At 58.1% G+C, this 24,980-nt stretch carries 28 protein-coding genes; 13 read left to right on the forward strand and 15 right to left on the reverse strand.

Annotated features, from left to right (window positions below):
- Positions 1 to 30 precede the first annotated feature (30 nt).
- Positions 31 to 744 carry a DUF554 domain-containing protein gene (locus IM291_RS13510; protein ID WP_028014391.1) on the reverse strand — a complete coding sequence of 238 codons (714 nt, stop codon included), beginning with the start codon at positions 742 to 744 and terminating at the stop codon, positions 31 to 33.
- 181 nt (positions 745 to 925) lie between these two features.
- On the opposite strand from IM291_RS13510, the gene IM291_RS13515 reads away from it, so the two are divergent.
- On the forward strand, positions 926 to 3,064 hold the full coding sequence (locus IM291_RS13515; protein ID WP_192987096.1) for an ornithine decarboxylase: 2,139 nt from the start codon (positions 926 to 928) through the stop codon (positions 3,062 to 3,064).
- Positions 3,065 to 3,108: 44 nt separating this feature from the next.
- Here IM291_RS13515 and IM291_RS13520 read toward each other — a convergent pair whose 3' ends face one another.
- Both IM291_RS13520 and IM291_RS13525 read right to left on the reverse strand, forming a co-directional pair.
- Complete coding sequence (locus IM291_RS13520; protein ID WP_047367414.1) at positions 3,109 to 3,801, reverse strand: response regulator; 693 nt, start codon at positions 3,799 to 3,801, stop codon at positions 3,109 to 3,111.
- Positions 3,791 to 5,416: a sensor histidine kinase gene (locus IM291_RS13525; RefSeq protein ID WP_041908310.1), complete on the reverse strand. Its 1,626-nt coding sequence runs from the start codon at positions 5,414 to 5,416 to the stop codon at positions 3,791 to 3,793. The genes IM291_RS13520 and IM291_RS13525 overlap by 11 nt, the downstream gene beginning before the upstream one ends.
- 345 nt (positions 5,417 to 5,761) lie before the next feature.
- Between IM291_RS13525 and IM291_RS13530 the strand changes: the two genes are divergently transcribed.
- Genes IM291_RS13530 through citG form a run of 8 tightly spaced genes read left to right on the forward strand, consistent with a single transcriptional unit; the run spans position 5,762 to position 13,070 of the window.
- A complete protein-coding gene (locus tag IM291_RS13530) occupies positions 5,762 to 7,123 on the forward strand; it encodes a 2-hydroxycarboxylate transporter family protein (protein WP_192987097.1) in 1,362 nt (453 codons plus the stop codon).
- 17 nt (positions 7,124 to 7,140) lie between these two features.
- Positions 7,141 to 8,004, forward strand: coding sequence for a fumarylacetoacetate hydrolase family protein (locus IM291_RS13535; protein WP_059355464.1), 864 nt, complete (start codon positions 7,141 to 7,143; stop codon positions 8,002 to 8,004).
- A gap of 10 nt (positions 8,005 to 8,014) precedes the next feature.
- Positions 8,015 to 9,037, forward strand: coding sequence for a [citrate (pro-3S)-lyase] ligase (gene citC / locus IM291_RS13540; protein ID WP_028014385.1), 1,023 nt, complete (start codon positions 8,015 to 8,017; stop codon positions 9,035 to 9,037).
- Positions 9,038 to 9,053: 16 nt separating this feature from the next.
- A complete protein-coding gene (citD, locus tag IM291_RS13545; protein ID WP_192987099.1) occupies positions 9,054 to 9,347 on the forward strand; it encodes a citrate lyase acyl carrier protein in 294 nt (97 codons plus the stop codon).
- Positions 9,344 to 10,219 carry a citrate (pro-3S)-lyase subunit beta gene (citE, locus tag IM291_RS13550; RefSeq protein WP_192987100.1) on the forward strand — a complete coding sequence of 292 codons (876 nt, stop codon included), beginning with the start codon at positions 9,344 to 9,346 and terminating at the stop codon, positions 10,217 to 10,219. Before citD ends, citE begins: the two co-directional genes overlap by 4 nt.
- Before the next feature lie 10 nt (positions 10,220 to 10,229).
- Positions 10,230 to 11,753, forward strand: a complete 1,524-nt coding sequence (gene citF / locus IM291_RS13555; protein ID WP_048957282.1) for a citrate lyase subunit alpha — start codon at positions 10,230 to 10,232, stop codon at positions 11,751 to 11,753.
- On the forward strand, positions 11,750 to 12,289 hold the full coding sequence (citX, locus tag IM291_RS13560) for a citrate lyase holo-[acyl-carrier protein] synthase (protein ID WP_045630634.1): 540 nt from the start codon (positions 11,750 to 11,752) through the stop codon (positions 12,287 to 12,289). The genes citF and citX overlap by 4 nt, the downstream gene beginning before the upstream one ends.
- The gene (citG, locus tag IM291_RS13565; protein ID WP_192971873.1) at positions 12,267 to 13,070 is read left to right on the forward strand and encodes a triphosphoribosyl-dephospho-CoA synthase CitG; all 804 of its coding nucleotides are present in this window, start codon (positions 12,267 to 12,269) and stop codon (positions 13,068 to 13,070) included. The genes citX and citG overlap by 23 nt, the downstream gene beginning before the upstream one ends.
- A gap of 79 nt (positions 13,071 to 13,149) precedes the next feature.
- On the opposite strand, the gene IM291_RS13570 is transcribed toward citG, so the two are convergent.
- The 4 genes from IM291_RS13570 to mutY all read right to left on the reverse strand — a co-directional run bounded on the left by IM291_RS13570 (position 13,150) and on the right by mutY (position 17,159).
- Complete coding sequence (locus IM291_RS13570) at positions 13,150 to 14,406, reverse strand: nucleoside permease (RefSeq protein WP_041908317.1); 1,257 nt, start codon at positions 14,404 to 14,406, stop codon at positions 13,150 to 13,152.
- 268 nt (positions 14,407 to 14,674) lie between these two features.
- A complete protein-coding gene (gene mltC / locus IM291_RS13575; RefSeq protein ID WP_045260773.1) occupies positions 14,675 to 15,751 on the reverse strand; it encodes a membrane-bound lytic murein transglycosylase MltC in 1,077 nt (358 codons plus the stop codon).
- Positions 15,752 to 15,807: 56 nt separating this feature from the next.
- Entirely contained in the window at positions 15,808 to 16,080 is a 273-nt protein-coding gene (locus IM291_RS13580; RefSeq protein ID WP_003862425.1) for an oxidative damage protection protein, read from the reverse strand.
- 26 nt (positions 16,081 to 16,106) lie between these two features.
- A complete protein-coding gene (gene mutY / locus IM291_RS13585; protein WP_192971871.1) occupies positions 16,107 to 17,159 on the reverse strand; it encodes an A/G-specific adenine glycosylase in 1,053 nt (350 codons plus the stop codon).
- A gap of 144 nt (positions 17,160 to 17,303) precedes the next feature.
- Here mutY and trmB point away from each other — a divergent pair, with 144 nt between their 5' ends.
- Genes trmB through IM291_RS13600 form a run of 3 tightly spaced genes read left to right on the forward strand, consistent with a single transcriptional unit; the run spans position 17,304 to position 19,123 of the window.
- Entirely contained in the window at positions 17,304 to 18,023 is a 720-nt protein-coding gene (trmB, locus tag IM291_RS13590; RefSeq protein ID WP_028014376.1) for a tRNA (guanosine(46)-N7)-methyltransferase TrmB, read from the forward strand.
- The gene (locus tag IM291_RS13595; RefSeq protein WP_028014375.1) at positions 18,023 to 18,349 is read left to right on the forward strand and encodes a YggL family protein; all 327 of its coding nucleotides are present in this window, start codon (positions 18,023 to 18,025) and stop codon (positions 18,347 to 18,349) included. The genes trmB and IM291_RS13595 overlap by 1 nt, the downstream gene beginning before the upstream one ends.
- A 57-nt stretch (positions 18,350 to 18,406) precedes the next feature.
- On the forward strand, positions 18,407 to 19,123 hold the full coding sequence (locus IM291_RS13600) for a DUF2884 domain-containing protein (protein ID WP_041908321.1): 717 nt from the start codon (positions 18,407 to 18,409) through the stop codon (positions 19,121 to 19,123).
- An 82-nt stretch (positions 19,124 to 19,205) separates the two neighbouring features.
- On the opposite strand, the gene IM291_RS13605 is transcribed toward IM291_RS13600, so the two are convergent.
- The 6 genes from IM291_RS13605 to IM291_RS13630 all read right to left on the reverse strand — a co-directional run bounded on the left by IM291_RS13605 (position 19,206) and on the right by IM291_RS13630 (position 22,922).
- Positions 19,206 to 19,544, reverse strand: coding sequence for an endonuclease domain-containing protein (locus IM291_RS13605; RefSeq protein WP_192987102.1), 339 nt, complete (start codon positions 19,542 to 19,544; stop codon positions 19,206 to 19,208).
- A gap of 63 nt (positions 19,545 to 19,607) precedes the next feature.
- On the reverse strand, positions 19,608 to 20,750 hold the full coding sequence (gene hemW, locus IM291_RS13610) for a radical SAM family heme chaperone HemW (protein ID WP_048957286.1): 1,143 nt from the start codon (positions 20,748 to 20,750) through the stop codon (positions 19,608 to 19,610).
- The gene (locus tag IM291_RS13615) at positions 20,743 to 21,336 is read right to left on the reverse strand and encodes an XTP/dITP diphosphatase (RefSeq protein WP_010435473.1); all 594 of its coding nucleotides are present in this window, start codon (positions 21,334 to 21,336) and stop codon (positions 20,743 to 20,745) included. Before IM291_RS13615 ends, hemW begins: the two co-directional genes overlap by 8 nt.
- Positions 21,337 to 21,339: 3 nt before the next feature.
- Complete coding sequence (yggU, locus tag IM291_RS13620; protein ID WP_047364545.1) at positions 21,340 to 21,636, reverse strand: DUF167 family protein YggU; 297 nt, start codon at positions 21,634 to 21,636, stop codon at positions 21,340 to 21,342.
- Entirely contained in the window at positions 21,633 to 22,199 is a 567-nt protein-coding gene (locus tag IM291_RS13625) for a YggT family protein (protein ID WP_045260768.1), read from the reverse strand. The genes yggU and IM291_RS13625 overlap by 4 nt, the downstream gene beginning before the upstream one ends.
- Positions 22,200 to 22,220: 21 nt before the next feature.
- Positions 22,221 to 22,922 (reverse strand): YggS family pyridoxal phosphate-dependent enzyme, encoded by a 702-nt coding sequence (locus tag IM291_RS13630; protein WP_192987104.1) that lies wholly within the window; start codon positions 22,920 to 22,922, stop codon positions 22,221 to 22,223.
- A 17-nt stretch (positions 22,923 to 22,939) separates the two neighbouring features.
- Here IM291_RS13630 and IM291_RS13635 point away from each other — a divergent pair, with 17 nt between their 5' ends.
- On the forward strand, positions 22,940 to 23,920 hold the full coding sequence (locus IM291_RS13635) for a type IV pilus twitching motility protein PilT (protein ID WP_041908325.1): 981 nt from the start codon (positions 22,940 to 22,942) through the stop codon (positions 23,918 to 23,920).
- Positions 23,921 to 23,929: 9 nt separating this feature from the next.
- Here IM291_RS13635 and ruvX read toward each other — a convergent pair whose 3' ends face one another.
- Together ruvX and IM291_RS13645 are read right to left on the reverse strand one after the other, a co-directional pair.
- Positions 23,930 to 24,346 (reverse strand): Holliday junction resolvase RuvX, encoded by a 417-nt coding sequence (gene ruvX / locus IM291_RS13640; RefSeq protein WP_021242076.1) that lies wholly within the window; start codon positions 24,344 to 24,346, stop codon positions 23,930 to 23,932.
- Complete coding sequence (locus tag IM291_RS13645; protein WP_028014368.1) at positions 24,346 to 24,906, reverse strand: YqgE/AlgH family protein; 561 nt, start codon at positions 24,904 to 24,906, stop codon at positions 24,346 to 24,348. The genes ruvX and IM291_RS13645 overlap by 1 nt, the downstream gene beginning before the upstream one ends.
- Positions 24,907 to 24,980: the final 74 nt, after the last annotated feature.

The raw sequence follows: 24,980 nt of genomic DNA on the forward strand, positions 1-24,980 counted from the left end.
TGCGCAATCTCTCGCCATTTCGCCGCAATCTTAAGCGAAAAAGTGTGTCCAGAGCGCAGAGAGCGGCATGGCGAGCAGTAATGCGGGCAGCATATTCACCACGGCAAACATTTTGATCCCGCAAATACGTAGGCCTGTCGCCAGCAGCAGCAGGCCGCCGACGGCGGTGAAGTCCGCCATCATCGCTGGCGTGGTCAGCGGGAGAATCAAGGTGGCGCATGTGGCAAGCGCGAGTTGAATCAGCAGCATCGGCACGCAAATCGCCGCAACGGCAACGCCGAGTGTGGTGGCGAAAATGGTGGCGGTGAAGAAATCGAGAAACGCTTTTGCAATCAATATGCTTGGGTCGCCCGTCATCCCTTCCTGCATCGAGCCGAAAATCCCGGTGCCGCTTGCGCAAAACAGAATAATGATGGCGACGTAGTTCTGAATAAACGACTCGTGCGTGCCGTGTTTCGCCTTGCCCGGTCGGGCAATCAGGTTTTTGGCTTTGCCCACCGCGCTATTGATGCCTTTTTCCAGATAGCAAAACTCGCCAATCAGTGCGCCGAGCAGTGTAGCCAGCACCATGACGGGCAGGTTGGCGCATTTGATCACTAAAAGGATGCCGATGCCTAAGGATGCCAGGCCGAATATAGAGGGCATGGATGAACGGATACGCTCCGGCAGCCGCTGACTCAACACTGCGCCCAGTACGCCGCCCAGCAATACGGCTCCGGCGTTAATAAATGGCCCGATAACCACGGTTAACTCCTGTTATTTACTCATTGATATTGCATTATTATGGCACGTCAGGGCTGCGCGAGCCTTAGCTTTGGGTGGTTTCGTGCATACTGATTCCTTCTTGCGCCTGAAAATAAAAGGTGACATGATTGCGCGAATTTTCTCCTCCCTGTCTCACCGCTCGGTGAGGGTATTTGCGCTTATGAAAACCATGAAAATTGCCGTCAGCCATGAGCTGGTATCCAAAGTTTCTACGCACCGTGAAAAGGTGACGCTGGATAACACCGATTTCACCGATGTGGCGGCAGTCGTCATTAGCGTTGTTGAAAGCTACAGCGGCATTCTCGCGTTGCTGAAGCGTACGGGCTTTCAGCTACCGGTGTTTATGTTCTCGCAAGAGCCTGGAGAGGTGCCTGATGGCGTCACGGCAATTATCTCGGGTAAAGCTCAGGAGTTTCTGGAACTGGAGAGCGCCGCCTGCCGTTACGAAGAGGAATTGCTGCCGCCTTTTTTCGATACCCTGAGCCAGTATGTAGAGATGGGCAACAGCACCTTCGCCTGTCCGGGCCACCAGCACGGGGCTTTTTTCAAAAAACACCCGGCAGGGCGACAGTTCTATGATTTCTTCGGTGAGAACGTGTTTCGCGCCGACATGTGCAACGCCGACGTTAAGCTGGGCGATCTGCTGATCCATGAAGGCTCCGCCAAGCACGCGCAAAAGTTCGCGGCGAAAGTATTCAACGCGGACAAAACCTACTTTGTGCTGAACGGCACGTCGGCGGCCAACAAGGTGGTGACCAACGCGCTGCTGACCCGCGGTGACCTGGTGCTGTTCGACCGCAACAACCATAAATCTAACCACCACGGCGCACTGATCCAGGCGGGCGCCACGCCGGTGTATCTTGAGGCGGCGCGCAATCCGTTTGGCTTTATCGGCGGGATCGACGAGCACTGCTTTGATGACGCGTATCTGCGGGATCTGATCCGCGAGGCGGCGCCGGAAAAGGCCGACGAGGTCCGCCCGTTCCGCCTGGCGATCATTCAGCTTGGCACCTATGACGGGACGATCTACAACGCCCGCCAGGTGATCGACAAGATCGGCCATCTGTGTGACTACATCCTTTTTGACTCCGCGTGGGTGGGCTACGAGCAGTTTATTCCGATGATGGCGGAAACGTCCCCGCTCTTGCTGGAGCTTAACGAGAACGATCCGGGCATTTTCGTGACCCAGTCGGTGCACAAGCAGCAGGCCGGGTTCTCGCAAACGTCGCAGATCCATAAAAAGGATAACCACATCCGCGGTCAGGCGCGCTTCTGTCCGCACAAGCGGCTGAACAACGCGTTTATGCTGCACGCCTCCACCAGCCCGTTTTATCCGCTGTTTGCGGCGCTGGACGTGAACGCCAAAATTCACGAGGGCGAGAGCGGGCGCAGGCTGTGGGCGGAGTGCGTTGAGCTGGGCATTGAGGCGCGAAAGGCCATCATCGCCAACTGCCATATGATTAAACCGTTTATCCCGCCGGTGGTGGCCGGGCGGCCATGGCAGGATCACCCCACTCAGGTCATTGCGAGCGAGCGTCGCTTCTTCAGCTTCGAGCCGGGGGCCAAATGGCACGGGTTTGATGGCTATGCGAGCGAGCAGTATTTCGTCGACCCGTGCAAGCTGCTGCTGACCACGCCGGGCATTGATGCAGAAACAGGTCACTATACCGATTTCGGCATTCCGGCGACCATTCTCGCCCACTACCTGCGCGAAAACGGCATCGTGCCGGAGAAGTGCGACCTCAACTCGATCCTGTTCCTGCTGACGCCTGCCGAAAGCAGCGAGAAGCTGGCGCAGCTGGTGGCGATGCTGGGGCAGTTTGAGCAGCATATTGAAGACGACACGCCGCTCGCCGACGTGCTGCCGACCATCTACCAAAAATACCCGGTGCGTTACCGCGACTACACGATCCGTCAACTGTGCCAGGAGATGCACGATCTCTACGTCAGCTTTAACGTGAAGGATCTACAGAAGGCGATGTTCCGCCGGGAGAGCCTGCCCGCCGTAGTGATGAACCCGCAGGATGCCAACCAGGAGTACATTCGCGGGAACGTGGAGCTGGTGCGTATTCGTGACGCTGAAGGGCGCATTGCCGCCGAAGGTGCGCTGCCGTACCCGCCAGGCGTGCTGTGCGTGGTGCCGGGAGAAGTCTGGGGCGGGGCGGTACAGCGTTATTTCCTGGCGCTGGAAGAGGGCATTAATATGCTGCCGGGCTTCTCGCCGGAGTTGCAGGGCGTTTACAGCGAGAAGGATGCGGACGGGATTAAGCGGCTGTATGGGTACGTATTGAATGTCTGAACGTAGGCCCGGTGGCACAAGCTTACCGGGCCTATAATACTTCGTCAGGCTTCTGCGCGGCGGTACATCCTCCTCGGATGCCCAATTTTCCCGTACAGCATCTCCACCGTCAGAAAACCCACCTCCACGCAATGTTCCAGATAGCGTCGGGTGGTGGTTTTACTCAGTCCCGTCTCGCTCACCACCTCATCCACCGTAAAGCAGTGCGCCGCCTTGCTGTTAAACAGCGTTTGCACCCGCGCTAGCGTGTTCTCCTCTATTCCCTTACTGCCGTTGTCCAGACGATAGTTTTTCGCCTGTAACTGATAGAGTGAATCCACGTTCTGCTGGTCGACAATCTTCCAGACCCGCTGTTGTTCTGCAAACTGCACAAACCGCTCCAGGGACTGGCTGAGCCGCTTCCAGGAGACGGGTTTGAGGATGTAGTCGAACGCGCCGTTGCGGATGGCCTGGCTGCAGGTGTCCATATCGCTGGCGGCGGTGATGAAAATCACCGAGCAGTTGGCGCGGGCCAGCATCGGGTTGCTGATAAGCGTGATGCCTTTGCCGTCCGGCAGGTAGTTATCCAGCAGCATCAGCTTCGGCTGTTTGCTCTCCAGCTGTCGCTGCGCGTCGGCCAACGACGCGGCAATCCCCACCAGCCTCAGGCGCGGATGTTTACCGATAAGCTCCGCGTGCAGCTGTGCCAGTTCGTTCTCGTCTTCAACAATCAGTACGTCGATAAGTTCATGTTGCATAGTCGGTATCTTCCAGTTGCCGGACGGTTCCCGAGGCCGGGATAAACAGTGAGAAAATGGTCCCGTGCGGCATGTTATCGGCAACTTCTATTGTGCCGCCAGCCTGCGTGACGTAGCTTTCGATCAGATACAGGCCAATCCCGTGATCGCCCCGCGTTTTGGTGGTGATGCCGCGTTCAAATATCCGGTCACGGATCGCCGGGGTAATGCCAACGCCCTGGTCGGCTACTTCAATAATCAGCTCCTGCTCGCTGAGCTTTATCAGCACTTCCACTGGCGCATGCGGGAGCGGCGATCGCTGCGTCGCTTCGATGGCGTTATCCAGCAGGTTGCCAATAATCGAAATCAGCTCTTGCTCTCCCAGCGGCAGGAACGGTTTGTCCAGCCGACAGGCCGGGTCGAAACTCAGCTCGACGCCTTTCTCACGCGCGCGGGCGGCTTTTCCCAGCAGCAGCCCGCAAAGTGTCGGGGAACTAAAGCGGGAGGAGATAAAGTCCAGCAGCTCCTGAGCATGCTCCGACTGCGCCTGAATGTAGCGAATGGCCTCTTCATAGCGGCCCATATGCAGCAGGCCGGAGAGGGTGGTCATCCGGTTCAGCTGCTCATGACGCATAATGCGCAGGTTATCGACGTAGCGTTTTACCTGGCTGAGCTGGCTGCTGAGAGAGTCGATCTCGTTGCGATCGCGGAAGGTGATCACCCAGCCCTGCAGCGACCCCTCAAGCATGATGTGTACCCGGCTGGCAATCACCGTGAGATCGTTAAAGCGGCAAATCTCGTCATGGGTATCTTTCGCCAGCATCGTCTGCGTGTCGAAGAACGGGACCGGATCGATCACCTGGCTTATCAGTTGCCCGCGCAGTTCCCGGGCTGGCTGGCTCAGGCCCAGCAGCTTGCGCGCCGCCTGGTTGATCACCTCTATGCGCCGTTCGTTATCAATGGCGATCACGCCTTCGTAGATGGACTCCATCATCGCCTTTTGCTGGCGCACCAGCAGGCCGATCTCTCGTGGCTCCAGGGAGAAGATCTGCTTCTTAATACTACGGGTAAAGAACCAGGAGAAGACAAAGAGGGCGATTAGCAGCAGCACGGCGGCAATCAGGATATTGACCACTTTACTGACGGTAATGGTGTCCAGGTAGCTGGTGAGATAGCCAACTGAAACAATGCCGACCACCTGCCCGGCGTCGTTGAAAATGGGCGCTTTACTGCGCAGTGAAATGCCTAACCCGCCTTTACGTATGGTTGTCGTGCTTTTCCCCTGCAATACGGCTTCATTGTCGCCGCCGACCAGCGTCGTGCCCACCCTGTCGGCAAAGACGGAGTGAAAAAGATGCCGTCCCGTATTATCGCCAATGACAATAAAGCTGGCGTCGCTGTGCGCGGCCATTTTCTGCATGAAATCATGAATGGCGTTGATATCTTTTTGTTCAACTTCAGTACGCAATGACGGAATAAGCGCAATCTCTTCCGCCTGTATTTTAGCGCGCGCACTCATTTCCTGATAAAGCTGTTTTCCGACATCGGCATAATAATATCCGCCCAGCAGCACAAAAAGCACTGAGAAAAAGGCAACGAGCGAAATAAACAGCTTAATCTGGAAAGAGACTTTCATAACTATCACGCAAAGTAGCGGCAAAGATCGTCAATATATCATCTTTTTTCATGCGGATGTCCGCTTTGCGGGAAACTTGTGATCCCTTGCACAGCAAGGGCTGTAAATGATTTGTCCAGAAGGCTTATGATCTTCATGCTGCTAAGTTAAATGTTATTTGGTGGTTCAATTCAGAAAAGAAACCATAAAAACCACGATAATAAATAAGGCATAAATCACATTAAATAAAAGAAACCATAAAAACCATAGCTGCCATTAAAACTTCGCTTTTAATATGCCATTCCTCACATAAAGTAGGCCTTTGTGACTCTAAGCTGAACGCACAAAATAACTAAGGGGCTTATTATGAGCACAACTGACGATTCTTTCTCTGTTACCCACGACCCGATTGAAATTCAGCGGCCATCCCTCAAGGAGCGGTGGTGGCATATTATGGATACCTGGAAAATCGGGATTATTCCTCTGCCGCTGTTCGTTCTGGCGGGCGCGCTGATCGCGATTGATTGCCTGGGCGGAAAACTGCCGAGCGATATCGTGGTGATGGTGGCGACGCTGGCCTTCTTCGGCTTTGCCTGCGGTGAGTTCGGCAAACGCCTGCCGATTGTCGGCAAGCTTGGTGCGGCGGCGATTTGCGCCACCTTTATCCCTTCCGCGCTGGTCTACTACGGTTTGCTGCCGGACGTGGTGGTGGAATCCACGACCAAATTCTACAAATCCACCAACATTCTCTACCTCTATATCTGCTGCATTATCGTCGGCAGCATCATGAGCATGAACCGCACGGTGCTGATTCAGGGCTTCCTGCGCATCTTCTTCCCGATGCTGTGCGGCGAAATCGTCGGCATGCTGGTGGGGATGGGCGTCGGCCTGGCGCTGGGTCTTGAGCCGTTCCAGATCTTCTTCTTTATCATCCTGCCAATCATGGCGGGCGGCGTCGGGGAAGGGGCAATCCCGCTTTCCATCGGCTATGCCACCCTGCTGCACATGGACCAGGGCGTGGCGCTCGGCCGCGTGCTGCCGATGGTCATGCTCGGCGGTCTGACGGCAATCATCATCTCCGGCTGCCTGAACCAGCTCGGTAAACGCTATCCGCACCTGACCGGCGAAGGCCAGCTGATGCCTAACCGCGCGAATGCCGATGCCACCGTCTCTCAGCCTGCGTTCTCCGGTAAAGCGGACGTGACGACTATCGCCTCCGGCGCGCTGCTGGCGGTGCTGCTCTATATGCTGGGCATGCTCGGCCACAAGCTGATTGGCCTGCCTGCGCCCGTTGGCATGCTGTTTATGGCGGTGCTGGTGAAGCTCTGCAACGGCGCTTCTCCGCGCCTGCTGGAGGGTTCGCAGGTGGTGTACAAATTCTTCCAGACTTCCGTGACCTACCCAATCCTGTTCGCCGTTGGCGTGGCCATCACCCCGTGGCACGAGCTGGTCGCGGCGTTCACCGTCAGCAACCTGCTGGTGATTATCAGCACCGTCTCCGCGCTGGTGGCGACCGGGTTCTTCGTCGGTAAAAAGATTGGTATGCACCCGATTGATGTCGCCATCGTCTCCTGCTGTCAGAGCGGACAGGGCGGTACCGGCGACGTGGCGATACTGACCGCAGGCAACCGCATGAGCCTGATGCCGTTCGCCCAGATTGCTACCCGTATCGGCGGGGCGATTAACGTCTCTGTCTCACTGCTGATTCTGGGCAACTTCCTCGTCTAAGTATTCAGGAAAAAACAATGAAACTCGCAAGCTTTTTATACCAGGGAAAACGCAGCTACGGCATCGTTCAGGCCGAGGGCGTGATTGATTTAGGCCGCCGTCTTGGCGACCGCTACGGCGACCTTAAAGCGCTGCTGCAGGGCAACGGACTGGCGCAGGCCACCCGTTACCTGAACGACGCGGTGGATGTACCGCTGAGCGCCATCACCTTCTTACCGGTGATCGTGCAGCCGGAAAAAATCCTCTGCGTGGGCATGAACTACGCCGACAAACGCAAGGAGTTTGACCAGCACAACCCGGCTCCGACGCTGTTTGTCCGCTTCCCGGACTCACAGACCGGCCACAACGAGCCGGTGCTGAAGCCGCGCCACTCCAGCGAATTCGACTACGAAGGCGAGCTGGCGGTGATCATCGGTAAGGGTGGGGAGAACATCAGCCGCGATGACGCCCTGCGCCACGTGGCGGGCTACAGCTGCTACATGGACGGCTCCGCCCGCGACTGGCAGCACACCTGGTTCACCGCCGGTAAAAACTGGCGTCAGACCGGGGCGTTTGGCCCCTGGATGGCGACGGCGGATGAGATCCCGGACCCGCACAGCCTGGCGATCCGCACCTGGCTTAACGGCCGCATGGTGCAGGAGGACAACACCAGCAGCATGATCCACAAGGTCGCGGAGCTCATCGAGTACATCAGCACCTTTACCCGCTTAAGCCCGGGCGACGTGATCATCACCGGCTCCCCGGGCGGCGTGGGTAAAAAGCGTAACCCGCCGCTGTTTATGAAAGAGGGCGATCGCATTGAGGTGGAGATCGAGCATATCGGTCATCTGAGCAACGTGATTGTTGAAGCGCCAGCCGTCGGGCTTGCGGCGGCACACTGAGAAAGGCGGCATGAACAGTCAACCCATCGATTTTCGCCAGACGCTGGTGGCGAAACACCCGGAACGCTTAAGCCAGATCCGCTACCTGCTGGCAGACAGCGGCCTTGGCCTGGACAACGACATCACGCTGTTTGTCGAAGCCTGGTCCGGCGCGCAGCTGGTGGGTTGCGCAGGACTTGCCGGCAACGTCATCAAATGCGTGGCGGTCAACGAGCAGCTTCGTGGGGAAAACCTCAGCGCGCGGCTGCTGGCAGAGGTGGAAAATGCGGCGCTGGAGCGCGGCCATTTTCACCTCTTCCTCTGCACCCGTCCGTGCAACCGGGAGCGCTTTGCCCGCAGCGGCTTCTGGCCAATTGCCCAGAGCGGGAACAACGCAGTGCTGATGGAGAACACCCCGCAGGGGATCGCGCGCTACTGCCGTACCTTAAGCCGGATGCGAAAGGGCGGGGAGAAAACTGGCGCGATAGTGATGAACGCCAATCCGTTCACCCTCGGCCACCGCCATCTGGTGGAGCAGGCGGCGCAGCGGTGCGATGCCCTGCATCTGTTCGTGGTGCGTGAAGACGCCTCGTTCTTCCCGTTCAGCGCGCGTCTCGAGATGGTGCGCGCAGGCGTGGCCCATCTGCCGAACGTGGTGGTGCATGAAGGCTCGCAGTACATCATCTCCCGCGCCACCTTCCCGGCCTACTTCCTGAAGGAGACCGGCAAAGTGCAGCAGGCGTGGAGCGAGATCGACGTGCTGATCTTCCGGGACTTCATCGCCCCGGCGCTCGGCATCACGCACCGCTTCATCGGCTCGGAGCCGTTTTGCGACATCACCCGCCAGTACAACCAGACGCTGCACGATCTGCTGGCTTCGCATATCGAGGTGGTGGAGATGCCGCGCATCAAGGCCACCGGCAACGCCATTTCGGCGTCCGAAGTGCGCCGTTTACTCAAGACACAGCAGTTTTCCCGGATCCGGGAGATCGTCCCGGACTCCACCTTCGCGCATCTCGAAACACACTATCGTGCGAGTGCGGAAGTCGCATAACTATCAGGAAATTATCATGAATATTGTAAGGGAGGCGCTGGCCGGAACGCAGGAGTCCAGCGACCTGATGGTGAAAATCGCCCCCGCTCACGGCGAGCTGGAGATTGTCATCCACAGTGAAGTGATTAAGCAGTTTGGCGAGCAAATTCGCCAGGTGGTCAACGACACGCTGCGCGCCATGAACGTGCGCCAGGGATTAATCATTATTGAAGACAAAGGGGCGCTGGACTGTGTTATTCGCGCCCGCCTGCAAAGCGCGATGATGCGTGCCGCCGATGAACAGGCCATCAACTGGGAGGCGCTGAAATGAGCAAACTCCGCCGCAGTATGCTGTTCCTGCCGGGCGCCAACGCCGCCATGCTTTCCACCGCGTTTATCTACCGCCCCGACTCCGTCATGTTTGACCTTGAGGACGCCGTCGCCCTGCGTGAGAAGGACACCGCACGCATGCTGGTATTCCACGCGCTACAGCACCCGATGTATCAGGATATCGAAACCGTGGTGCGCATTAACCCGCTCAGCACGCCGTTTGGCCTGCTGGATCTGGAAGCCGCCGTGCGCGCGGGTGTGGACGTGATCCGCCTGCCAAAAACCGACACCCCGGACGACGTCTACGAGCTGGAAGGCCATCTTGAGCGCATCGAACGCGAGTGCGGCCGCGAGGTCGGCTCCACCCGCGTGATGGCGGCGATTGAGTCGGCCATTGGCGTCATCAATGCCGTGGCGATTGCCCGCAGCTCCCCGCGCCTCATCGGCATCGCGCTGGCCGCCTTTGACTACGTGATGGACATGCAGACCGAGCGCGGCGACGGCACCGAGCTGTTCTATGCCCGCTGCGCCGTGCTGCACGCCGCCCGCGCGGCGGGTATCGACGCCTTCGATGTGGTGTGGTCAGACGTTAACGATGAGGCCGGGTTCCTCCGCGAGGTCGATCTGATCCGCAAGATGGGCTTTAACGGCAAATCGCTGATTAACCCGCGCCAGATTGACCTGCTGCACAACGCCTACGCCCCGACGCAGGAAGAGGTGGATCACGCCAGAAGGGTGATTGAAGCGGCAGAAGAGGGCGAGCGTAACGGCCTGGGCGTGGTGTCGCTCAACGGCAAAATGGTGGATGCACCGATTATTAACCACGCGCAGGTGGTGCTGGAGCGCGCGGCGGCTTCCGGCGTGCGTCGGTAAGGATGACAAAATGAATCAAACAGAACTTCTCCACGTAAACTTCCCCCATCTGCGGGACCTGAAACCCTTTGATACTGCCCACAGCGCGACGCCCTGGCTGGCTGACAGTGACGCGAAGCACAACCGCAAGCTCTGTGCCTCCCTTGAAGAAGCCGTAGCGCGCAGCGGCCTGCAGGACGGGATGACCATCTCCTTCCACCATGCCTTTCGCGAAGGCGACCGGGTGATCAACACCGTTGTGGCGCTGCTGGCGCGGATGGGATTTAAAAATTTGACTCTGGCCTCCAGCTCGCTGATGACCTGCAACGACGCTCTGATCGAGCATATTGAAAGCGGCGTCATCACCCGGATTTACACCTCGGGCATGCGCGGCAGGCTGGCGGACGCCATCTCCCACGGGCTGATGGACGAGCCGGTACAGATTCACTCCCACGGTGGGCGCGTGAAGCTGCTCCAGGACGGCGAGCTGAATATCGACGTGGCGTTTCTCGGCGTGCCGTGCAGCGATGCGTTTGGCAATGCTAACGGCACGCACGGTAAATCGTGCTGCGGCTCGCTCGGCTACGCGATGGTGGACGCGCACTTTGCCCGCAAGGTGGTGCTGCTGACCGAAGAGCTGGTGCCGTTCCCGAATATGCCCGCCAGCCTGGTGCAGGACCAGGTGGACTACATCGTGCAGGTGGAGAGTGTGGGCGATCCGGCGAAAATCAGCGTCGGCGCGGCGCGCGTCACCAGCAACCCGCGCGAGCTGATGATCGCCCGCTATGCGGCGGACGTGATCGAGCATTCCGGCTACTTCAAGCCGGGCTTCTCGATGCAGACCGGCTCCGGCGCGGCGGCCACCGCCTGCACGCGCTTTATGGAAGAGAAGATGGAGCGCAGCGGCGTAAAGGCGCGCTTTGCGCTCGGCGGCATCACCGGCAGCCTGGTGGATCTGCACGAGAAGGGGCTCATCGAAAAGCTGCTCGACACCCAGTGCTTTGACGGCCAGGCGGCGGCTTCGCTGGCGCGCAACCCGAACCACGTAGAGATCTCCACCAACGTCTACGCCAACCCCGGCAGCAAGGCGGCAAGCTGCGACCAGCTCGACGTGGTGATCCTCAGCGCCCTGGAAATTGACGTTGATTTCAACGTCAACGTCATCACCGGCTCCGACGGCGTGATGCGTGGCGCATCCGGCGGGCACTGCGACGTGGCGGCGGCAGCCAACCTGACCATCGTGGTCGCGCCGCTGCTGCGCAGCCGCATTCCGACGGTGGTCAAGCGCGTCACCACGCGCCTCACGCCGGGGGAGAGCATCGACGTGCTGGTCACCGACCACGGTATTGCAGTCAACCCGGCGCGCCCGGAGATCCGCGAGCGGCTGCTGGAGGCCGGGCTGAAGGTAGTGGACATTAGCGCGCTCTATGAGCGGGCGATTTCCCTGACCGGCGTACCGAAACCGATTGAATTTACCGACAAAATCGTCGGGGTGATCCGCTACCGCGACGGCAGCGTGATCGACACCGTACGACAGGTGAAGGAGTCAGTATGATTTTAGCGACACCCGTGCGGGCGGGTGTCAGCCTGGAGGAACTGCTGGCGGCGAAAGAGCGTCGCGCAGCCCGTCAGGCTGACATGCTTGAGCACTATAAACAGCCGGTGATCTCCCTCACGCTGGTCACGCCAGGGGAAATCAAGGACAGCCTGCGCTATCGCAACACCATGGGCGTGGCGCTGCAGATGTGCGACCAGCTGCTGTGGGAGAACCGCTGGCAGGTGCTGGACCGCCAGGTGCTGTGGCTGCCCACCGGACCGGAAGCCTTGTGGTGCGTCGCCCATCCGGCGGCGGAAATCAAAGCGCACTGCGCGGAACTGGAGCAGACGCACCCGCTCGGCAGGCTGTGGGATCTGGACGTGATCTGCCCTCAGCATGGCCACGTGGGGCGCCAGTCGCTGGGGGCAAACCTCAGGCGCTGTCTGATCTGCGACGAGCCCGCGCATGCCTGCTCCCGTTCGCGCAATCACCCCGTTGAGCAGGTTGTTTCCCGCGTGGAGAAAACGATCGATGACTGGTTTGCTCGCGACTAAACCGCGCCCGGTTGACGTGCCCGCGCTTGCCGAAGCGGCGCTGTGGCAGGAGCTTGAGCTGACGCCCAAGCCGGGGCTGGTGGACAAGCTCAACAACGGTTCCCATCGCGATATGGACCACGCGCTGTTTGTCCGCAGCATTGCGGCGATTGCACCGTGGTTTTCGCGCTTTGCCGAGCTGGGCAGCGCGCAGGCGGATAAACCGGCTGGCGAACAGCTACGGCTTCTCCGCCCGATGGGGATGGCCTGCGAGCAGGCGATGTACTCCGCGACGAACGGCGTGAACACGCATAAGGGCGGGATTTTTGCTCTTGGCCTGCTATGCTTCGCTGCCGGGCGTGTGAAAAATGTCTCTGCGGACAGCCTCTGTTGTGAGGTGAGTAACATCTGCAGCGGGCTGGTGTCGCGGGAGCTGGCAGCGCGCAGCGGGCAGGCGACGGCGGGCGAGCGGCAGTTTCAGCAGTACGGCTTAACCGGGGCGCGAGGCGAGGCGGAGAGCGGCTTTGCGACGGTGCGTAAGGCGCTGGGGCAGTGGAACGGACAGTCGCTTCACGACCTGCTGTTGCGCCTGATGGCGGTCAATCAGGACAGTAATCTCGTGTCGCGCGGCGGCATTCAGGGGCTGCGCTACGTTCAGGGCTATGCGCGGGAACTGCTGGCTAACGGCTGGGATCGCGAGGCGTTGCTTAAGATGGATGAGGTACTGATTGAACGAAACCTGAGTCCGGGCGGCAGCGCGGATTTGCTGTCGGTGGGGTGGGTGCTCTCTGCAATAAAATAGCCGGGTGGCGGCTACGACTTACCCGGCCTACGGTCTGGTTTTGTAGGCCCGGTAAGCGAAGCGCCACCGGGCACAACAATTAATGCGCAATCGGCTGTGTACCGTGCGCTGTGCGAACGTGCTTGTACTTGAACAGCGCGAGGAACGCGAAGAACAGCACCAGCGAATACGCCGCGAAGATCAGCCACACGGGCTGCCAGTCGGTGATACCGTTGGTGGTGTACATCTCAACCACTTTACCGCTCACCACGCCGCCCAGAATACAGCCGAAGCCGTTAGTCATCATCAGGAACATGCCCTGCGCGCTGGCGCGGATTTCAGGCTTCACCTCTTTTTCCACAAACACCGAACCGGAAATGTTGAAGAAGTCGAAGGCGCAGCCGTAAACAATCATCGACAGCACCAGCAGCACGGTGCCGAACGCGCTCGGGTCGCCGTAGGCGAACAGGCCGAAGCGCAGCATCCACGCGGCGATACTGATCAGCATGACGTTTTTGATGCCGTAGCGACTCAGGAAGAACGGGATGGTCAGGATGAACAGCGTCTCGGAGATCTGCGAGATGGACATCATCACCGACGCATGCTCAACGATAAAGCTCCCGGCAAACAGCGGATCGTTATCGAAGCTGTGCAGGAAGGTGTTGCCGAACATGTTGGTGATTTGCAGCTCCGCGCCCAGCAGCATGGAGAAGATAAAGAAGATCGCCATGCGCTTGTTTTTGAACAGCGCGAAGGCATCCAGGCCAAGCATGGTGCTCCAGCTCTGGTTTTTCTGCTGGTTAGATACCGGAATGGTTGGCAGCGTCAGGGTGAACAGCGCCAGCAGTACGGAGAGCGCAGCACCAATATACAGCTGCATGTGGCTCAGCTCGAAGCCCGCGAAGCTCACGCCCCACATCGCCATGATAAAGCCGATGGTGCCCCAGATACGGATTGGCGGGAAGTCGGTGACGATATCCAGGCCGGCAGATTTCAGGCGGTAGTAGGAGATGGAGTTGATCAGCCCAAGCGTTGGCATATACGCCAGCGAGTTAAGCAGGATCACCATAAACATCGCCCCCGGCGTGGTCACTTCGGCCGCCATAAACAGCGTCCCCGCACCCACCAGATGGCAAAGCATATACAGCCATTTCGCACTTAACCATTTATCCGCCACGATACCGAGCAGCGTTGGCATGAAAACAGCCGCAATACCCAGCGAGCTGTAGACGGCACCGATTGACGCACCATCAAACTTGAGCGTCACAAACATATAGGAGCCGAGTGTAGTCAGCCAGCTACCCCACAGGCAGAACTGCAGAAACGACAAGATTTTAAGCTGCAGCTTAAGGTTCATGTTACTTTCCTCACAAGTGAGCGGGAGATATGTTGTTATAGGAACATTCAGGGTTGTTATTTGATGCAATTCTATCAGTTGGCAACGATATGTTTTGTTACCTCCCGCAAAAAAATGCAATCCACATTAATTTGCAGTTTGGATTGTGATGCAAATAACATTTTCGTATGGGTGGAGGATAGGTGCGGCCTGATGCCCTCACCCTGACCCTCTCCCTGTGGGAGAGGGGAAGCAGAACCCCTTCTCCCTGTGGGAGAAGGAGGGCCGATCACCGACGACGATAGTTTTTCTGCGCCGTATTCACTTTATACAGGTATCGGCGGGATTCCGCAGACGGGTGGCGGGTGGTGAGGGTGGAGTAAACATCCCCCGGCGCCATGCTGTTGATGATGTTCGCAGCCTGCACTTTGTCATTCGAGAAGACGCGCAGCACGCTGCCCGCGCCGCCGTTATAGGCGGTGATCACTGCATAGCGACGCGACGTCGGGTTATCAATTCCGCCGAGATAGACATTGTTCAGCATCGCCAGATAGGCCGTGCCGGTATCAATGTTGCTTTGCGGATCGAACAGATAGCTGCGGCTCGGCGTGCCGGATTTCCCCTGCGAGCGGAAGACGTCTTTACCGGCGCTGTGCTGGACAACCTGCATCAGCCCCAGCGCGTCGGAACGGCTCACCGCGTACGGGTTGAACGAGGATTCGGTCTGCATAATCGCCAGGATCAGCGACTCGTCCACGCCATACTTACGCGACGCCTGACGCACCATGCCCAGATACTTATGCGCACGCTTGTCGAGGTGGTTCGGGACAAGGTTAATGGTAACGCTGTAGATAATCTTCAGGCCGTTAGAGCGGCTCTTCAGGCGCGTCTGCAGCAGGTAGTCGGCAAATTTCGTGGCGCGACCTTCCCAGCGGATCGGCTGTCCGGTCTGGTCGACAACCTGACCGTACAGGAACGGCTCTTTCGAAATGGTGATGTCGTCCGCATCGGAGTAGAGATCGATAGATCCCGGATCGTCACCCATCAACAGGGTTTTGACGATCGCCTGACGCAGCCGTGCCGCAGGGTCGGTGCCTGCGATGGTCTCAATGGTGATCGTACCCTCATCAAAGTTGATGTGGCTACGGGTCAGATAGGCGTCGGTGTACTTAACGTAGTCCTTCGGTCCGGCAATAAGAACTTCGTTAAATCCCCATATGTTCTCGATGTTATGGGCAAACTGCCCCATCAAAATGTCAAAACCGTTGGTGTCCTTGACCCAGGCTTCATTGTAATCATCGCCTTTTTTGGACGAGCACGAGACCAGCAACGGCGCAACAAGGGCTAGCGCTAAAAGTTTTTTCATCATTCCGGGAGTGCGTGTTGTGTTTGCTTTAACGGCGGGGTTTCACCCGCACGCTGTTATTTTTCCGGCGGCGTATAGCCTTCGATGTGGACGTCTTTGCCCTCGAACAGGAAGTTCACCATCTCCTGCTCCAGCAGCTTGCGGTGCTCCGGGTTCATCATGCTGAGCTTTTTCTCGTTGATCAGCATGGTCTGTTTTTTCTGCCACTGTCCCCAGGCTTCTTTGGAGATCTCGTTATAGATGCGCTTGCCCAGGTCGCCCGGGTAGAGCTGGAAATCCTGGCCTTCAGCGTCGCGCTGCAGGAAAGTACAAAAAATGGTTCTGGCCATACGTATTCCTCTTTGTGTTGCCGATGCTAAACCATTGCACCGGCACGTAATTGCTGTAACAGGCGCTCCACGGGAGCCGCCAGCCCGACTGATGGCGGTTGCGCTAAGTTATACCAGAGAGCGGTGCCTTCATCCATGCAGGAGGTGAATGAGGACACGGGAAGCCACATCGGTACTATATCCAGATGGAAATGGCTGAAGGTGTGGCGAAACGCGGTCAGCTGCGTCAGGGTATCTGCCGCAATGCCGCGCTGTTTAAGCCATTCACGCAGCAAGTTTTCATCTTCAAACTGTGGGAAGCAGTATAGACCACCCCACAGACCGCTCGGCGGACGCTGGGCGAGGAAGACGTCGTCACCGTGCTGCATCAGCAGCATATAGCCGGTGCGCTCCGGCAGCGTCTGTTTAGGTTTCTTACCCGGATACTGCGCCCATGACTGGTTGGCATACGCCACGCAGAGGTTGCTCACCGGGCAGAGTTCGCACTTTGGTTTTGAGCGCGTGCAGACCATCGCGCCGAGATCCATCATCGCCTGGTTAAAACGCTCTACGCCCTTCGCCGGGGTGACCGCTTCAGCGATCTCCCAGAGGCGTTTTTCAACGTCTTTCTTACCCGGCCAGCCGTCAACGGCGTAGCAGCGTGCGAGCACGCGCTTCACGTTGCCGTCGAGGATCGGGAAATGCTTGCCTAATGAAAGGGAGAGGATCGCGCCTGCGGTTGAACGTCCTACGCCGGGTAAATCGGCCACCTCGTCGAAGGTTTTCGGGAATTTACCGTTGTGGCGGGTGGCGACCTGCTGCGCGGCCTTGTGCAGGTTGCGCGCGCGGGCGTAATAGCCCAGCCCGGTCCACAGGTGCAGTACTTCGTCCAGCGGCGCGTTTGCCAGGTCGGTGACCGTCGGGAAGCGTGCCATAAAACGCTCGAAGTAAGGGATCACGGTGGCGACCTGCGTTTGTTGCAACATCACCTCGGAGAGCCATACTTTGTAGGGCGTTTTTTCAATTTGCCAGGGCAGGGTTTTACGCCCGTATTTGTCGTACCAGTCCAGCACCTGGGCTGAAAATTGAGAGGCTTGCATGGTCATCGATTCGCATAATCAGGGACGCAGATTGCAGCACAGCGTCAATCTGCTGTAAACCGGATCTTTCCCATGCTTGCATAGAAGCCTTAACTTTGGATAATGCCCGTTTCCCGAACATTCTCACAAGCAGACAACTCTTTTATGAAAAACGACGTCATTTCACCGGAATTTGATGAAAACGGTCGCCCGCTGCGCCGTATTCGCAGCTTTGTCCGCCGTCAGGGCCGCCTGACCAAAGGGCAGCAACACGCGCTGGACAACTACTGGCCGGTGATGGGCGTTGAGTTCAGCGAGCAGCCGCTCGACTTTACCGAGCTGTTTGGCCGCGACGCGCCCGTCACGCTGGAGATCGGGTTTGGTATGGGCACCTCGCTGGTCACTATGGCGAAAGCGCGCCCGGAGCAGAACTTCCTCGGCATTGAAGTACACTCGCCGGGCGTCGGCGCGTGCCTGGCAACGGCCCACGAAGAGGGCGTTGAGAACCTGCGCGTGATGTGTCACGACGCGGTGGAAGTGCTGCACAAAATGATTCCTGACAATTCTTTGAACATGGTTCAGCTCTTTTTCCCTGACCCATGGCACAAAGCGCGTCATAATAAACGCCGTATCGTTCAGGCACCGTTTGCCGAGCTGGTGAAAAGCAAGCTCAAGCTGGGCGGCGTTTTCCACATGGCGACCGACTGGGAACCTTATGCGGAACACATGCTGGAAGTGATGTCGTCGCTGGACGGGTACAAAAATCAGTCCGAGAGCAACGACTACGTACCGCGTCCGGAATCGCGTCCGGTGACAAAATTTGAACAGCGTGGCCATCGTCTTGGTCACGGCGTATGGGACTTAATGTTCGAGAGGGTGAAATAATGGCAAAGAATCGTAGCCGTCGTCTGCGTAAAAAGATGCACATCGAAGAATTCCAGGAAGTGGGCTTCTCCGTTGCCTGGCGTTTCCCGGAAGGCACCAGCGTTGAGCAGATCGACCAGGACGTTGATGCGTTCATCAACGAGGTGATCGAGCCTAACAAGCTGGCCTTCGACGGTAGCGGCTACCTGGCATGGGAAGGTCTGATCTGCACCCAGGAAGTTGGCAAATGCACCGAAGAACATCAGGCCCTGGTTCGCAAATGGCTTGAAGAGCACAAGCTGGAAGATGTCCGCGTGAGCGAACTTTTCGACGTTTGGTGGGACTAATAAAGCAGTAAGCGGGCCAGCATTAGCTGGCCCATTTTGTCTGAGGGAGTGTTTAAGATGCGCAAAACGTTGCTGGCTGTTGCTTTGATGGCAACCGGATTCACCGCCCATGCGGATTATCAATGTAGCGTCACCCCGCGTGATGACGTGGTGTTAAGCCCGCAAACCGTGCAGGTCAAAGGCGAGAACGGCAATCTGGTGATTACGCCGGAAGGGAACGTCACCTTTAACGGCAAACAGTACAACCTGACTGCCGCACAGCGTGAGCAGGCGAAAGATTATCAGGCCGATTTGCGTACCGCGCTGCCATGGATTAATGAAGGCGCCCTGACGCGCGTCGAAAAGAGCCGCGTCGCGCTGGACAAAATCATCACTAAAGAGGTGGGGGAGAGCAGTAATATGCGCTCCCGCCTTACGAAGCTCGACAAGCAGCTCAAAGAGCAGATGAACCGCATTATCGAGACGCGCTCTGATGGCCTGACGTTCCACTATAAGGCGATCGATCAGGTCCGCGCTGACGGCCAGCAGCTGGTGAACCAGGCGATGGGCGGCATCCTGCAGGACAGCATCAACGAGATGGGCGCCAAAGCCGTGCTGAAAGGCGGCGGTAACCCGCTGCAGGGCGTGCTGGGCAGCCTGGGCGGCTTGCAGACTTCCATTCAGAACGAATGGAAGAACCAGGAAGATGATTTCCAGCAGTTCGGCAAAGACGTGTGTAAACGCGTGGTGTCGCTGGAAGACAGCCGGAAGGCGCTGGTGGGGACGCTGAAGTAAGTTCGCTGCGCGCTGGGCCCCTCACCCCAGCCCTCTCCCCAGGGGAGAGGGTGTAATTGTTCCCTCTCCCTGTGGGAGAGGGCTAGGGTGAGGGCATCAGGCAGCGCAGTCGTTGCCTGATAGCCATTAACACCTCCTCCTCGTTTGTCCTGAATTCGTTATTCCAGAACCGTAGTATTTCCCAGCCGTTCGCATTCAAAAATTCAGTACGACGTGAATCATAGGTTTCGTTATTCTGATGTTGGCCACCGTCCAGCTCGATAATCAGCCTTGCCTTAAAACAGGCAAAATCCACGATATATGCACCAATCGGCATCTGGCGGCGAAACTTATAGCCAAAGAAGCGGCGTCCCCTGAGTAAATACCAGAGGCGTAACTCTTCGGGCGTCATTTGTTTACGGAGTTGTTTTGATTTTTCCATCCCCATACTCTGCCAGCCTTTCCCTTAGCCGGCAGAACGGGATGCGAAATCCTGAATCAGCCTTCAGGAATCTTCGGCGAGGAACAGCTCAAGAAGGGAGTTTAAGAACAGCTTGCCGTGCTCGGTGATCTGCCAGCATTCCTCACTCTCGGTGAGATACCCCTTTGCCAGCGCTTCGTCAATCTGCGGACGAATCACCGATTCCGCCAGGCCAGTGTACAGCGAAAACTCCGCGCGCGGCGCGGCTTCCAGCAGGCGGAAACGGTTCATAAAGAACTCAAACGGCTTATCCGCCGCCTCAACGTCGTGCTGACGCTCCAGGTAGCGGCCTTCCATATACCCGCGCGGGTGGCGGGTTTTGGCGGTGCGAAGGATGCGACCGTCCGGGAAGGTCACTTTGCCGTGGGCGCCGCAGCCAATCCCCAGATAATCACCAAAACGCCAGTAGTTCAGGTTGTGCTGACACTGGAAGCCCGGCTTCGCGTAGGCGGACGTTTCATACTGCTGATACCCGGCAGCGGTCAAAAGCTTGTGGCCCTGCTCGAAGATATCCCACAGCGCGTCGTCATCCGGCAGCACCGGCGGGCGGGAGCCGAAAAGCGTGTTTGGCTCGATGGTGAGCTGATACCACGACAGGTGCGGCGGGTTCAGCGCAATGGCCTGGCGCAGATCGTCCAGCGCCTCTTCCAGCGACTGATCCGGCAGGCCATGCATCAAATCGAGGTTAAAGCTGCGCAGCCCAAGCCCCGTTGCCAGGTTCGCCGCGCGCTTCGCCTCTTCCGGGCCGTGAATGCGACCCAGACGCTTCAGCTTCGGCTCGCTAAAGCTCTGCACGCCGATGGAGATGCGGTTCACGCCCGCGCGCTGATACTCGACAAAACGGTCGGCCTCAACGGTGCCAGGGTTGGCTTCCATCGTAATTTCCGCATCCGCCGCCAGGTTCAGGCGCGCACGCACGCCGTCCAGCAGCGTCTGCATTGCCGGGCCTGACAGCAGGCTCGGCGTACCGCCACCAATGAAAATGGTCTTAACTTCACGTCCCTGTGCGTACGGCACATCGGCGTCCAGGTCGGCCAGCAGATGCGCGACGTAGTCATCGTGCGGCACTTCGCCCTTCAGCGCGTGCGAATTGAAATCGCAGTACGGGCATTTCTGCACGCACCACGGGATATGAATATAAAGACTCAGAGGCGGCAAATTAGCCATTACGCAGTGCTTCCAGTAACAGTTTCAGCGCGCGTCCACGGTGGGAAATCGCACTTTTCTCTTCGCGGGTCAGTTCCGCAGCGGTTTTGCCCTCGGTCGGGACAAAGAAAATCGGGTCGTAGCCAAAGCCGCCGTTGCCCGCCGCTTCACGGGTAATCACGCCCGGCCAGCTGCCGTGACAGACGATCGGCGTCGGGTCTTCTGCATGACGCATGTAGACCAGCACGCAGTGGAACTGCGCGGTACGCTGTTCGTCGGGAACGTCCTTCAGGGCCACGAGCAGCTTTTCCAGATTCTGCTGGTCGGTGGCGTCCACCCCGGAATAGCGGGCGGAGTAAATCCCCGGCGCACCGCCGAGAAAATCCACGGCCAGACCGGAGTCGTCGGCAATCGCGGGCAGGCCGGTTACCTGCGCCGCATGGCGCGCTTTCAGAATGGCGTTTTCGATAAACGTCAGGCCCGTCTCTTCGGCGGACTCCACGCCCAGCTCGGTCTGAGCCACCACGTCCAGCCCAAAATCATTTAATAGCGAGGCCAGCTCGCGCACTTTACCGGCGTTACCGGTCGCGAGAACAACTTTCTGCATGGTTTAGTCCTGTTCTGTCAGAGCCGCGACTTCCGTCGGGATAGATTGCGGATTAAGGATTTTTACCTGTTTATGCCGCCCAAGTTCACCTTTTTCAATGATGACCTGGCTTTTGGCGACGCGAAACTGTTTTGCCAGATATTTGGTCAGATGCGCGTTCGCCTGGCCATCGACCGGTGGGGCGGTGATGGCGACCTTTAGCTCGTCGCCATGCAGCCCAACAATACTGTCACGGCTGGCTTTCGGCTGAATATACAGCCGTAAAACCAGCCCGTCGGTGCAGGTGCTTACTGCACTCATAGCGCCATCCACAGCCCCGGCAGCAGCATATCGCCCGTAGACTGGAGCAGTTCGGCGATCCCCATGTTGATCACATAGAGCAGCAGCACCAGGATCATCGGGGAGAAGTCGATGCCGCCCATGGACGGAAGCAGGTTACGGATCGGACGCAGCAGCGGCTCGGCCAGCTGAATCAAGGCATACTCTACCGGGCTACGTCCCTGGCTTACCCAGCTCATGATCGCCATCACCAGCAGTACCCAGAAGATCAGCAAACCGACGGTTTTGATCAGAATCAGGACGGCGGCAATCCAGATAATCGGCTGGAAGGTGATAACCATAAACAGCACGATGGCTTTGAGCACGCTCAGAATAAACGCCACCAGCAGCGAAGCGCTGTCGATGGGGCCCATGGCCGGGATAATACGGCGCAGCGGTCCGACAACAGGTTGCGTGATTTTCACGACAAACTGGGAGAACGGATTGTAAAAGTCACAGCGGGCCCACTGCATCCAGACGCGCAGCAAAAGCGCCATCGTGTACAGCTCAATGACCGTTGAGAGCAGGAAAGTCAACGTCTTCATGGCGTTCCTCAGGTTTCCTTATTATTTGGTGTAGTCGCGCGCACCGAAAATGGCTGTGCCGATGCGCACCATAGTGCTGCCTGCCGCGATGGCGGCTTCCATATCATCCGACATGCCCAGTGAAAGCGTGTCTACCGTTTCATAGCGCGTTTTAAGCGCCTCAAATGCTACAGCCATTTGCTGTGCCACGGCAAACTGCCTTTCATAACTTGACTCAGGTGCCGGAATGGCCATCAGCCCGCGCAGGGTTAAGCGCGGCAGGGCGGCCACCTCTGCGGCCAGCGCATCCAGCTCGCTCAGCGCAATGCCGGACTTGCTGTTTTCATCACTGATGTTGATTTGAATCAGCACGTTAAGCGCAGGCATCTCCGCCGGGCGCTGGTCGTTCAGACGGGAAGCAATACGCAGACGGTCGATGGTATGGCACCAGTCAAAGTGCTCTGCCACCAGACGGCTTTTGTTCGACTGCAGGGGACCAATAAAGTGCCATTGCAGATCGGACGTCTCCTGCTCCTGGAAGTAGCGAATTTTATCCACACCTTCCTGCACGTAGTTTTCGCCAAACGCCCGGTGACCTGCAGCAATCGCTTCTGCGATAGCGCTCGCAGGCTTGGTTTTGCTGACTGCAAGCAACGTAATTTCTTCTGAAGCACGGCCGCAACGCGTTGCAGCGGCTGAGATTTTGTCCCGGACCTGTGCCAGGTTATGCGCAATGTCGTTCATTTTCCGAGGAGTAGTCTATGGATGTGGAAGAAATTGTGGCCCTTAGTGTAAAGCATAACGTCTCCGATCTACACCTGTGCAGTGATTCACCACCGCGCTGGCGCAGATTGGGCCGCCTTGAGCCGGCCCCGTTTCCGCCGCCGGATGTCGGGGCGTTGCTAAAGGCGTGGCTCAACGACGAACAGCAGGGCGCATGGTGGGCAAACGGGCAGGTCGATTTTGCCGTGACGGTCGCAGGAGACCAGCGTCTGCGCGGCAGTGCGTTTAAGCAGATGAAGGGCATCTCCGTTACCCTGCGGCTGTTGCCGCGTTCCTGTCCGCAGCTCCCTTCGCTTGGGGTGCCGCGCGCTATTCCCGAACTGTTGTCCAGCGACAACGGGTTGATTCTGGTAACGGGAGCGACCGGCAGCGGTAAATCCACCACGCTGGCCGCAATGGTCGACTTCCTCAACCGCCATACTGACGGCCATATCCTCACGCTTGAAGATCCGGTGGAGTTTATGTACCAGAGTGAACGTTGCCTGATTCAGCAGCGGGAGATAGGCCAGCACAGCCCGTCATTTGCAGAGGCGCTGCGCAGTGCGTTACGCGAGGACCCGGACGTTATTTTGCTGGGGGAGCTGCGCGACAGCGAAACGATCCGCCTGGCGCTAACGGCGGCAGAGACCGGGCATCTGGTGCTGGCGACGCTGCACACGCGCGGGGCAGCACAGGCGATTGAACGGCTGGTCGATACGTTCCCGGCGCAGGAGAAAGATCCGGTGCGTAACCAGCTGGCCGGCAGCCTGCGGGCAGTGCTGGCGCAAAAGCTGCTTCCCGATCTTCAGGGCGGGCGCGTCGCGCTGTACGAGCTGCTGGTAAACACCGCGGCGGCGGCGAATCTGATTCGTGAGGGGAAGACGTGGCAGCTGCCCGGCATCATTCAAACCGGCCAGCAGGCGGGAATGCAGAACTTTGACCAGAGCCTGGCGGAGAGACGGGCACAGGGGCGGCTGTAGGCCCCTGCGTTAAAAGCCCTGTTCGAAGTAGCTTTCGAGGATGATAACGGCTGAAGCGGAGTCTACGCTGCCTTTGTTGAGCGCCCGGAAGCCACCGTGTTCAAACAGGCCTGCACGCGCTTCGACGGTGCTGAGACGCTCGTCGTGAAGCTTCACGGAGACGCCAAAGCGGCCATGGATTTTATTGGCGAATTTACGCGCGCGGGCGGTAAGCGGTTGCTCGGTGCCGTCCATGTTCAGCGGCAGGCCGACAATCACGTCGTCCGGCTGCCACTCTTTGAGCAGGCGCTCAATCAGGTTCCAGTCCGGCGTGCCGTCGTTAGCTTTCAGCGCCGTGAGCGGGCGAGCGGTGCCGGTGATCCGTTGACCCACGGCGACGCCGATGCTTTTGGTGCCGAAGTCGAAGGCGAGAAGGGTGCCGCTCATTACGCGTGCCCCGCTACGCCAGGCATGGTCAGAATATCAATGCCAATCAGCTTTGCCGCGTCACGCCAGCGATCGGCAATAGGGGTTTTAAAAAGAATATTCATGTCCGCAGGTGCGGTAAGCCAGGCGTTATCGAGGATCTCTTGCTCAAGCTGGCCTTTCTCCCACGACGAATAGCCCAGCGCCACCAGCACTTCGGAAGGCTGCTCAGCGGTGCCCAGCGTTTCAAGCACGTCGCGCGAGGTGGTGATCACGGTGTTATCGGAGATGCGAATGCTGGAAGAGAATACCGGCGGGGTATGCAGGATAAAGCCGCGATCTTCGGCAAGAGGTCCACCCAGCATCACCGGTTTATCAAGCCGGATTTCCGGCAGGCGCGCTTCAGCCGAGATTTTCAGCTTGTCCAAAATCCCTTCAACCTGCAGGTTTTCCAGCGGTTTGTTGATGATAATACCCATCGCGCCGTCTTCATTGTATTCACAAATATAAACCACGGCGCGGCGAAAAATCGGATCCTGGAGAGCAGGCATGGCAATAAGAAAGTGATGCTGTAAATTCATTGTCAGAGGTACTGTTTCCTGGTTTAAAAAGCGACAGCGCCCAGTATGGGGATAAACCCAGGCGCTGTCACAGT

It is taken from the genome of Enterobacter cloacae complex sp. P27C, assembly GCF_014895705.1.
In the GTDB taxonomy this organism is placed as follows: domain Bacteria; phylum Pseudomonadota; class Gammaproteobacteria; order Enterobacterales; family Enterobacteriaceae; genus Enterobacter; species Enterobacter bugandensis.

What these genes read in the sequence shown, in the direction of transcription:
- IM291_RS13635 (WP_041908325.1), top strand. Translation starts at nt 22,940, where the DNA reads ATGGATGTGGAAGAAATTGTGGCCCTTAGTGTAAAGCATAACGTCTCC.
- IM291_RS13630 (WP_192987104.1), bottom strand. Translation starts at nt 22,922, where the DNA reads ATGAACGACATTGCGCATAACCTGGCACAGGTCCGGGACAAAATCTCA.
- ruvX (WP_021242076.1), bottom strand. Translation starts at nt 24,346, where the DNA reads ATGAGCGGCACCCTTCTCGCCTTCGACTTCGGCACCAAAAGCATCGGC.
- IM291_RS13625 (WP_045260768.1), bottom strand. Translation starts at nt 22,199, where the DNA reads ATGAAGACGTTGACTTTCCTGCTCTCAACGGTCATTGAGCTGTACACG.
- IM291_RS13580 (WP_003862425.1), bottom strand. Translation starts at nt 16,080, where the DNA reads ATGGCCAGAACCATTTTTTGTACTTTCCTGCAGCGCGACGCTGAAGGC.
- IM291_RS13520 (WP_047367414.1), bottom strand. Translation starts at nt 3,801, where the DNA reads ATGCAACATGAACTTATCGACGTACTGATTGTTGAAGACGAGAACGAA.
- IM291_RS13515 (WP_192987096.1), top strand. Translation starts at nt 926, where the DNA reads ATGAAAACCATGAAAATTGCCGTCAGCCATGAGCTGGTATCCAAAGTT.
- trmB (WP_028014376.1), top strand. Translation starts at nt 17,304, where the DNA reads ATGAAAAACGACGTCATTTCACCGGAATTTGATGAAAACGGTCGCCCG.
- IM291_RS13615 (WP_010435473.1), bottom strand. Translation starts at nt 21,336, where the DNA reads ATGCAGAAAGTTGTTCTCGCGACCGGTAACGCCGGTAAAGTGCGCGAG.
- citD (WP_192987099.1), top strand. Translation starts at nt 9,054, where the DNA reads ATGAATATTGTAAGGGAGGCGCTGGCCGGAACGCAGGAGTCCAGCGAC.
- IM291_RS13570 (WP_041908317.1), bottom strand. Translation starts at nt 14,406, where the DNA reads ATGAACCTTAAGCTGCAGCTTAAAATCTTGTCGTTTCTGCAGTTCTGC.
- IM291_RS13645 (WP_028014368.1), bottom strand. Translation starts at nt 24,906, where the DNA reads ATGAATTTACAGCATCACTTTCTTATTGCCATGCCTGCTCTCCAGGAT.
- IM291_RS13600 (WP_041908321.1), top strand. Translation starts at nt 18,407, where the DNA reads ATGCGCAAAACGTTGCTGGCTGTTGCTTTGATGGCAACCGGATTCACC.
- IM291_RS13530 (WP_192987097.1), top strand. Translation starts at nt 5,762, where the DNA reads ATGAGCACAACTGACGATTCTTTCTCTGTTACCCACGACCCGATTGAA.
- mltC (WP_045260773.1), bottom strand. Translation starts at nt 15,751, where the DNA reads ATGAAAAAACTTTTAGCGCTAGCCCTTGTTGCGCCGTTGCTGGTCTCG.
- mutY (WP_192971871.1), bottom strand. Translation starts at nt 17,159, where the DNA reads ATGCAAGCCTCTCAATTTTCAGCCCAGGTGCTGGACTGGTACGACAAA.
- IM291_RS13535 (WP_059355464.1), top strand. Translation starts at nt 7,141, where the DNA reads ATGAAACTCGCAAGCTTTTTATACCAGGGAAAACGCAGCTACGGCATC.
- citC (WP_028014385.1), top strand. Translation starts at nt 8,015, where the DNA reads ATGAACAGTCAACCCATCGATTTTCGCCAGACGCTGGTGGCGAAACAC.
- citF (WP_048957282.1), top strand. Translation starts at nt 10,230, where the DNA reads ATGAATCAAACAGAACTTCTCCACGTAAACTTCCCCCATCTGCGGGAC.
- yggU (WP_047364545.1), bottom strand. Translation starts at nt 21,636, where the DNA reads ATGAGTGCAGTAAGCACCTGCACCGACGGGCTGGTTTTACGGCTGTAT.
- hemW (WP_048957286.1), bottom strand. Translation starts at nt 20,750, where the DNA reads ATGGCTAATTTGCCGCCTCTGAGTCTTTATATTCATATCCCGTGGTGC.
- IM291_RS13595 (WP_028014375.1), top strand. Translation starts at nt 18,023, where the DNA reads ATGGCAAAGAATCGTAGCCGTCGTCTGCGTAAAAAGATGCACATCGAA.
- IM291_RS13605 (WP_192987102.1), bottom strand. Translation starts at nt 19,544, where the DNA reads ATGGAAAAATCAAAACAACTCCGTAAACAAATGACGCCCGAAGAGTTA.
- IM291_RS13525 (WP_041908310.1), bottom strand. Translation starts at nt 5,416, where the DNA reads ATGAAAGTCTCTTTCCAGATTAAGCTGTTTATTTCGCTCGTTGCCTTT.
- citE (WP_192987100.1), top strand. Translation starts at nt 9,344, where the DNA reads ATGAGCAAACTCCGCCGCAGTATGCTGTTCCTGCCGGGCGCCAACGCC.
- citG (WP_192971873.1), top strand. Translation starts at nt 12,267, where the DNA reads ATGACTGGTTTGCTCGCGACTAAACCGCGCCCGGTTGACGTGCCCGCG.
- citX (WP_045630634.1), top strand. Translation starts at nt 11,750, where the DNA reads ATGATTTTAGCGACACCCGTGCGGGCGGGTGTCAGCCTGGAGGAACTG.